This window comes from uncultured Nostoc sp., from assembly GCF_964245575.1.
Taxonomy (GTDB): Bacteria; Cyanobacteriota; Cyanobacteriia; order Cyanobacteriales; family Nostocaceae; genus Nostoc.
The window spans coordinates 1-4,993 of record NZ_CAXTNP010000410.1; the positions used below are offsets into that span (position 1 = coordinate 1).

The following is a 4,993-nucleotide window of genomic DNA, read 5'->3' on the forward strand; positions in this document are numbered from 1 at the left end:
TTTGATGGTGAATCGAGGCAGGGTGAAGGCAGTGCTGCAACTAGCCAAGTGACACAAACTGCTGAGGGCAAGTCAGGAGGGATTGAAATCAATGCTCCGATCCTGAGAGTTACCAATGGTGCAGAACTAAATACTAATACTTTAGGGAAGGGCAATTCCGGCTCTATTCGAGTCGCAGCTAGTGATAGTGTAGTTGTTGACGGTACGAGCGATCGCTCCCTTCCTTCTGCCATAGCTAGTGAAGTTGGGACTGGTGCAACCGGAGACTCCGAAGGGATTACAATCAATACTCCTCGCTTACAAGTAAGTAATGCGGCTATTGTCAGTGCTAATACTAACGGGAATGGCAATGCTGGTAACATTGATGTCACATCTAACACTATTGAACTCTCCAGCGCCGGAAAAATCCGCACTAATACTTCAGCGAGTTCCAAAGCAGGTAATATCACACTGAATGTACCAAATAGCCTTACTATGTCTGACTTTGGAACCGCAGTCTTAGCTGAGACTGAAAATACTTCTACCAGTAATGGTGGTAATATCTTCGTGATTGGCTCCCCCAAAAATGTCCTGATTCAAAATGGTGCTGAACTTTCTGTAAATAGCAAGGGAAGCGGTACAGGAGGGGATATATCTCTGGAAGGCAATTCTCTGACTTTGGATCAGGGAACGATCTCAGCCGAAACTGCCAAAGAAACAGGCGGCAATATCACGCTAAAGGTAGCAGATTTATTGCAGATGCAAAACGAGAGCAAAATTACTACCAATGCAGGCATTGAAAGCCAACCAGGGGCAATTGGTACTGGTGGGAACATTAAGATTGATAGCCAATTTATAGTTGCACTACCCTCCAAACCAAAGGGTAGTGATATAACCGCCAATGCAACTTATGGTAACGGTGGTCGTGTTGATATCACAGCTGCTGGTATCTTTGGGATTGAATTTCAGGACAAGCCCAGAGATTTGTTAAATGACATCACCGCTAGTTCAGAGTTTGGTCGCAATCAGGGAGTGGTGAACCTCTATCTACAGATTGATTCCAACCAGAATTTAGTGGAATTACCTGCAAATGTTATCGATCCCAATGACCAAATCGCCCAAAATCCCTGTAGTAAAGGTGTTGCTAGTGAATTCACGATCGCCGGACGTGGTGGACTGCCTCCTAGTCCCAACGAAGACTTAAGCCAACAAGCTACTCAGGTTGGTTTGGTTGAACCAGTCTCAACCGTCAGTAATGTCAAACCACCGCAAAAAATCTCTTCCAGTCATAATTCAAAATTCCAAATCCCTAGCCCGATTGTGCCAGTTCAAGGATGGGTATTCAACAATAAAGGTGAAGTAGTTCTCACCGCCTACAATCCCAATGTCATTGGAATTCATCGCCTACCTAAGAATTTAAATAGTTGTCCTGCACCATGAGACGGCAAAAAAAAGGTGAAAACAGGTATTTTTGTGAATTACTTGACAGAAAAAATAAAATATGAATGAAAAAAAGCAGAAATGGCGATGTCTACGACGGGCTACGCCTACGCTCAAAGCCAAATTTTTCTCACAAATTAACCATTACAAATCTAGACTTTATAGTAGTCAAGTGCGATCGCTAATTTTAGCAATTCTGTTATTTTTCTTGTCTATGGGAGGAGTGCTGGTTACTAACCAGGTTTGGGCATCAACTGCGATCGGACAAACTCAACAAGAGCCTTTCCAGTTGGTAGAAGAAGGCAAATTGCTTTACAAAAATGGACAATTTGAGTCAGCGTTAACCCTTTGGGAACAAGTTGCTGCGGCTTTTGCGGCGCGAGAGGATAAACTTAACCAGGCAATGGCATTGAGCAATCTTGCCCTGACAGCTCAACAACTCGGTAGGTGGGAGCAAGCTAAAAAAGCGATCGCTACCAGCTTAAATATCCTGCAAACACAGTCAAAAACACCAGAGCGAGCCTCCGAAGGAGGAGCTGCGCTAACGCAAATCCTCAGTTCCACATTGGATATCCAAGGACAGTTGCAACTAGCAGTAGGAGAATCAGAAGCAGCCTTAGCAACTTGGAAACAAGCGGCTGAAATTTATCAAAATCTCGGCAATCAAAATGGCGCAATTAGAAGCCAGATTAACCAAACTCAAGCCATGCAAGATTTGGGTCTTTACCCAATGGCTTGCAAAACCTTACTAAAAACTTTAGAGTTCGATCATCAAAACTGCCAGATCACAAAAGAAGAACTGCAAACTTTAAAAGAGCGATTTGTCAACAAGGGAAATTCCTCTTCTTTAAATATTCTGGCTTTGCGTAGTCTTGGCAATGTTTTACGAGTTGTTAGTCAACTCGAACAATCGCAAATGGTGTTGTCCGCAGCTGGGCAATTAGCTCAACAATCAGGAGATTCGCAAAATCTATCTGCTATTTACCTGAGTTTAGGCAATACAGCCCGGTCTTTGGGTAATAGAAAAATACAATTGGGAAAATCAAGCCAACAACAGCTACCCCCTACACAGCCTATAAACTGTATTCAAGCAGCCAGTATAGCCGACGCTGCTGAATTTTATCAACAGGCTGCTACTTGCTATCGGCAAGCTGAATCATCTACCTCATCAGAAGATATCAAAAGACAAGCTCAATTGAATCGATTTAGCCTTTTGGTACAAACTCAGCAATGGTCTGAAGTACCAATTTTGGTATCTGAAATTACGTCTAACCTCAGTAACTTACCTATTAGTCATCCCACTGTCTATGCTCAGATCAAATTTGCTCAAAGTTTGATATGTCTGCAATCAGAACTGAGTGAAAACTCATCTAATGCTTTATCCCCGATTCTGCAACTATGTAACTTTGTCAAGAATATACCTACGGGCACTAGTGTTAAAACTCTTGAATCCTCAAAAATTTCCTCATGGGCAGAAATTGGGCAAATTTTAGAAACTGCCCTCAATCAAGCTCAACAATTGGGAGATAAGCAAGCCGAAGCCGATGTGCGTGGTTATCTAGGAGGAGTTTACCTGCAAATGGGGAAATTGGCAGAGGCACGACAATTCACTGAACAAGCTTTACAGCAGAAATCTGCTTTTAATAATTCCAGTATTACCTATCTTTGGCAATGGCAACTAGGACGGATTTACCACACTCAACAAGACCCAAAAAGCGCACTTGAAGCCTACACCTTAGCCTATGAAACTCTTCAGTCTTTGCGTCAAGACTTAGTTGGTATTAACCCAGAAATTCAATTTACTTTTCGGGATAGTGTAGAACCAGTCTATCGAGAACTGGTCAATTTGCTCTTGCCACCCCAAGCTTCTCAACAGATAAAGCAAACGGAGATTAATCAGGAAAATCTCAAGCTTGCTCGTGATGTTATAGAAGCACTCCAACTAGCAGAACTGACAAACTTTTTTCGGGAAGCTTGTATAACCAGCCAACCCCAACCAATTGACCGATTAGATCCAAATGCTGCGGTCATCTATTCAATTATTTTGCCCGATCGCCTTGCTGTGATCTTATCTCGACCTCAAAAGGACTTAAAATACTACGCAACACCTCTGAAGCCTAATTCTCAGCCAGGAGAAATTGGGGAGGTCGAGCGTGTATACAATGATCTGTTTGCTGGCTTAACCAGTTATATCTACATAGATCCACTACGTCCACAAACAATTTTTTATGATTGGTTAATCCGTCCAATTGAGGCAGAACTGCAAAAGGATGACATTAAAACTTTGGTGTTTGTACTAGATGGAGTTTTGCGTGCAGTACCCATGTCAGCACTTTATGATAGTCAGCAGCAAAAGTATCTAATTGAAAAATATAACGTTGCTTTGAGTCCAGGGTTACAGCTGTTATATTCACCTTCGCTTTCCCCAAACAAATTGCAAACTTTAGTGGGAGGTTTGACTGAGGCTAGGCAAGGGTTTTCTAAACTGCCGGGAGTGGAAGAGGAAGTTCAAGATATTACAAAGATAGTTCCCACAGAAGTTCTCTTAAACCAAGAATTTACCGGCAGTCGCCTGAAAGCTCAAATCAATAATGTACCTTTCCCCATTGTTCACTTAGCAACCCACGGTCAGTTTTCTTCGCAGGCTGACAATACCTTTTTGTTGACTTGGGATGGTCGGATTAATGTTAAAGAATTAGACCAATTATTGCAAGCACGCGATCGCCCTGGTCAAAGTCCTTTGGAATTGTTAATTTTGAGTGCTTGCCAAACTGCCGCAGGTGATAATCGAGCGGTTCTGGGACTAGCAGGGGTGGCAGTGCGTTCTGGGGCACGTAGTACATTAGCAACGCTTTGGTCAGTAGAAGATGAATCTACAGTTGAGCTGATGAACAAGTTCTATTCAGAATTGAAGCAACTTAGAGTCACTAAAGCTGAGGCACTTCGTCAAGCTCAGTTGTTCCTGTTGCGATCGCCAAATTATAGTCGTCCTTACTACTGGGCACCATTTGTCTTAGTAGGTAATTGGTTGTAGCCAGCAAGTAGTATACTATTTTTGCGGAATTGAGCATTAGTAATGAGTATCACTTAACTAAGGATAGACTTTACCAAAAGATAACTCATGTTAAATAGTCAACAGTTGATTGGTCTAATGACGATCGCGTTGTTTGTGATGGGGATGCAACCAACAATTGCCCAATCAAATGCAAATATTCCAAGGCCGACTAATCGCTCAAAACTCCAGCGGATAATATTCAAACCACCACCAAATCAGGGGAAGCCAAAATCTACATCATCAGCAGGGTCTCGTAATCAGGAATGTCCTCAAGATACAACATTAACGGCCACTTCATTTAACCAGACCTTTGTAATCTCCCTTGTTCCCTCTAAGGAATAAGAATTAAATAACATACAATTTATATCCCTAGCTTACCTCACCCTCAATTCCTCTCTTTATAAAGGAGAGGGAAGCTAGATACAGGATGAAGTTTTGCATTTTATTTAATGCACGTTCCTAAATAACGTGAGTTCGGGATAAGAAAGGGGGCAAAACAGGTAGGCTGAAAGTGCTAAC

2 protein-coding genes and 1 pseudogene are annotated in these 4,993 nt (G+C 42.3%); all 3 read left to right on the forward strand.

Annotated elements, in window-relative coordinates; translation table 11 throughout:
- Positions 1-1,419, forward strand: a pseudogene (locus tag ACFFAP_RS35705) (hypothetical protein); the annotation flags it as partial.
- Between the two features lie 61 nt (positions 1,420-1,480).
- The gene (locus ACFFAP_RS35710; RefSeq protein WP_375515645.1) at positions 1,481-4,453 is read left to right on the forward strand and encodes a CHAT domain-containing protein; all 2,973 of its coding nucleotides are present in this window, start codon (positions 1,481-1,483) and stop codon (positions 4,451-4,453) included.
- Positions 4,454-4,540: 87 nt separating this feature from the next.
- On the forward strand, positions 4,541-4,816 hold the full coding sequence (locus ACFFAP_RS35715; protein ID WP_375515646.1) for a hypothetical protein: 276 nt from the start codon (positions 4,541-4,543) through the stop codon (positions 4,814-4,816).
- The last annotated feature ends 177 nt before the right edge of the window (positions 4,817-4,993 follow it).

Excerpts from the sequence above, each read along its gene's own strand:
- ACFFAP_RS35710 (WP_375515645.1), top strand. The coding sequence starts at position 1,481 with ATGAATGAAAAAAAGCAGAAATGGCGATGTCTACGACGGGCTACGCCT.
- ACFFAP_RS35715 (WP_375515646.1), top strand. The coding sequence starts at position 4,541 with ATGTTAAATAGTCAACAGTTGATTGGTCTAATGACGATCGCGTTGTTT.